The 2,764-nt window shown below is 70.4% G+C and carries 4 protein-coding genes; 1 reads left to right on the top strand and 3 read right to left on the bottom strand.

All coding sequences use genetic code 11. The features are described 5' to 3' along the window. The first annotated feature begins 67 nt into the window (after positions 1–67). Positions 68–1,438, top strand: coding sequence for an AarF/ABC1/UbiB kinase family protein (locus tag ABZ281_RS45065; protein ID WP_356664144.1), 1,371 nt, complete (start codon positions 68–70; stop codon positions 1,436–1,438). Positions 1,439–1,456: 18 nt separating this feature from the next. Here ABZ281_RS45065 and ABZ281_RS45060 read toward each other — a convergent pair whose 3' ends face one another. The 3 genes from ABZ281_RS45060 to ABZ281_RS45050 form a co-directional block, all read right to left on the bottom strand. Then, entirely contained in the window at positions 1,457–1,675 is a 219-nt protein-coding gene (locus ABZ281_RS45060; protein WP_356664142.1) for a hypothetical protein, read from the bottom strand. Between the two features lie 269 nt (positions 1,676–1,944). Continuing rightward, on the bottom strand, positions 1,945–2,268 hold the full coding sequence (locus ABZ281_RS45055) for a hypothetical protein (RefSeq protein ID WP_142159783.1): 324 nt from the start codon (positions 2,266–2,268) through the stop codon (positions 1,945–1,947). Next, positions 2,265–2,633: a WhiB family transcriptional regulator gene (locus ABZ281_RS45050; RefSeq protein WP_030854855.1), complete on the bottom strand. Its 369-nt coding sequence runs from the start codon at positions 2,631–2,633 to the stop codon at positions 2,265–2,267. The genes ABZ281_RS45055 and ABZ281_RS45050 overlap by 4 nt, the downstream gene beginning before the upstream one ends. Between the last annotated feature and the right edge of the window lie 131 nt (positions 2,634–2,764).

Raw genomic sequence — 2,764 nt, 5'->3', positions numbered from 1 at the left:
GCGAGCGCGGCGGTACGGCGTGCCTGCAGCTCCTGCGACTTCGGACCGGGAATGGCGGTGACGGCGCATGTCTGATCTTCCCCGGAAGGCGGTTACCCGGACCGCCAAGCTCGCCGCGCTCCCGCTCGGCATCGCCGGGCGGGCTACCTGGGGATTCGGCAAGCGGATCGTCGGCGAATCCGCCGAGCTCGTCGGCCGCGAACTCCAACAGCGCACGGCCGAGCAGCTGTTCAAGGTGCTCGGCGAGCTCAAGGGCGGGGCGATGAAGTTCGGGCAGGCCCTGTCCGTCTTCGAGTCCGCGCTGCCCGAGGAGGTGGCCGGCCCCTACCGGGCCGCGCTGACCAAGCTCCAGGAGGCCGCACCGCCCATGCCGACCCGCACCGTGCACGCGGTGCTGGAGGAGCGGCTCGGCGAGGGGTGGCACGAGCTGTTCCTGGAGTTCGAGGACAAGCCTGCAGCGGCGGCCTCGATCGGCCAGGTCCACCGGGGGGTGTGGCACGACGGCCGCGAGGTCGCGGTCAAGGTGCAGTACCCGGGCGCCGGTGAAGCCCTGCTGTCGGATCTGAATCAGCTGAGCCGCTTCTCACGACTGCTCGGTCCGCTGATTCCCGGCATGGACATCAAGCCGCTGATCGCGGAGCTGAAGGACCGAGTCTCGGAGGAGCTGGACTACGGCCTGGAGGCCCAGGCCCAGCAGGCCCACGCGGAGGAGTTCGCGGACGACCCGGACGTGGTCGTGCCGCAGGTGGTCCACCAGTCCGACCAGGTGCTGGTCACCGAGTGGATGGACGGCATCCCGCTGTCGGAGATCATCTCGGACGGCACCCAGGAGCAGCGCGACCGTGCCGGTCAGCTCCTGGCCCGCTTCCTGTTCTCCGGCCCCGCCCGTACGGGCCTGCTGCACGCCGATCCCCACCCTGGCAACTTCCGGCTCCTGCCCTGCGGCCCGGAGGGTGAGGACGACTGGCGCCTCGGCGTCCTGGACTTCGGCACGGTCGACCGGCTCCCGGGTGGCCTGCCGGCCACCATCGGCGAGTCCCTGCGGATGACCCTCGACGGGGAGGCCGAGGCGGTCTACGAGCTGCTGCGCGTGGAAGCGTTCGTCAAGGAGACGATAGAGCTGGACCCGGACGCCGTCATGGACTATCTGCTGCCGATCATCGAGCCGGCCCAGGTCGAGGAGTTCGCCTTCACCCGGGGCTGGATGCGCAATCAGGCGGCCCGTGTCGCCGACCCCCGTTCCCCGGCCTACCAGCTCGGCAAGCAGCTCAACCTGCCCCCGTCCTATCTGCTGATCCACCGGGTGACGCTGAGCACGATCGGGGTGCTGTGCCAGCTCGGGGCGACAGTGCGGCTGCGCGAGGAGCTGGAGGAATGGCTTCCGGGATTCCTCCCGGAGGAGCCGCCGGACGAGGAGGAAGCAGTGGCGGAGGCGTGAGTCCGGGCGCCGTGGGCGTCACCACAAGTCCGAGTCCAGGCGTCCCTCGATGGACCTGAGGTTCTCCCGGGAGCAGGTCTCGCAGTAGTGGCGGCGGGCGCCGTCCTCCAGGGAGTAGGTCCAGGTGAGCGGTGGGCCGTCGGTCAGGACCTCGGCCGATGTGCCACAGCCGGCACAGACATAGCGCCGCGGCTGCGCGGCGGAGCCGTCGTCACTGCCTCCTGAAGGATTCGTCACCCGGCGACGATAACTCCGCACCCGGCGACACGGTGGGCACAACGCCCCCGGGTTCGGTGGCGCACCACCCTGGTGTGAAGGGCACAACGCCCGGGGCCGGTGAGCACCGGGCCCCGGCAAGGTGGACCCGCGCACCCTCCTGGTCAGTACGTCCGTACAACGCACCGTGGGGGCCGGTCCGTTCGGTACGGACCGGCCCCCGCGGTGCGAGGTCGGCGGCGACAGCCCTGGCTCATGGGCCGGGCTGCTCCCACGTCAGGTGCGGCGGGTTACTGCATGACCGCCATGGCGAGCGCCCGGCGGGCACGCAGTGAAGCGCGCTCCGCCCTGCGCTGCATCCGGCGGGCGGCCACCAGGCGCACGGCCTGTCGATCCCGCTCCGCCTCCTGCAGTCGCTCGCGCATATGCGCGCGAGCCATGGCTTCTGGGATGAGTTGCATCTCTCGGGTCCTGTTCTGACGCGAGTCCTTCGCGCCGCTGATGGTGAAGTCTTGGTTCGCGGAGCCCGCGGGCTCGTAAGTGGACGGCTTCATCGGGGCCTGCTTCTGGGGGTCGTGCGTGAGGGGGCGGTCGATCGTTCCTGCGGTGTTCATGCGGTGACCGGGTTCTTGCGCGGGCGGCCACGCGGCCGCTTCCGGGCGACGACGACACCCTGGACGAACAGCTCGCCACCCCAGACGCCCCAGGGCTCACGCCGCTCCTTGGCACCGGCGAGGCAGGCCTCGACCAGCGGGCAGGTGCGGCAGAGGGACTTGGCGTACTCGACGTCCGCGGGCGACTCGGCGAAGAAGACCTCCGGGTCGTAGGAACGGCACGGGACGGGTACGCCGAGGTTCTCGATGGCGTCGTCGAGCGCGGTGAGCGCGGTGAGCGGGGTCAAGGCGGGGTCCTCCGTGGAGCCGAGCTTGGGGATCGTGTCGGAAGGCGGTACGGACGGGGCGTGCGCTTCGAGTTGCACGGTTCGTCTTCCTCGTCTGTTCGTTCCGGCCTGTGGGCCGGGGGTGGTGGTACCGGGTTCTTTTCTTGTCCCGAGGCTCCTTCGGTCCGTCATCCCTGTTCAGGGACAAACAGAAGGGCCGCGGATCCCGG

The organism is Streptomyces sp. NPDC006265, from assembly GCF_040613555.1.
GTDB lineage: Bacteria > Actinomycetota > Actinomycetes > Streptomycetales > Streptomycetaceae > Streptomyces.
This window is presented reverse-complemented; position numbering and strand designations above follow the sequence as displayed.

Bases quoted from the DNA above. Each gene is read 5' to 3' on its own strand.
- ABZ281_RS45055 (WP_142159783.1), bottom strand. From the start codon at position 2,268: ATGAACACCGCAGGAACGATCGACCGCCCCCTCACGCACGACCCCCAG.
- ABZ281_RS45065 (WP_356664144.1), top strand. From the start codon at position 68: ATGTCTGATCTTCCCCGGAAGGCGGTTACCCGGACCGCCAAGCTCGCC.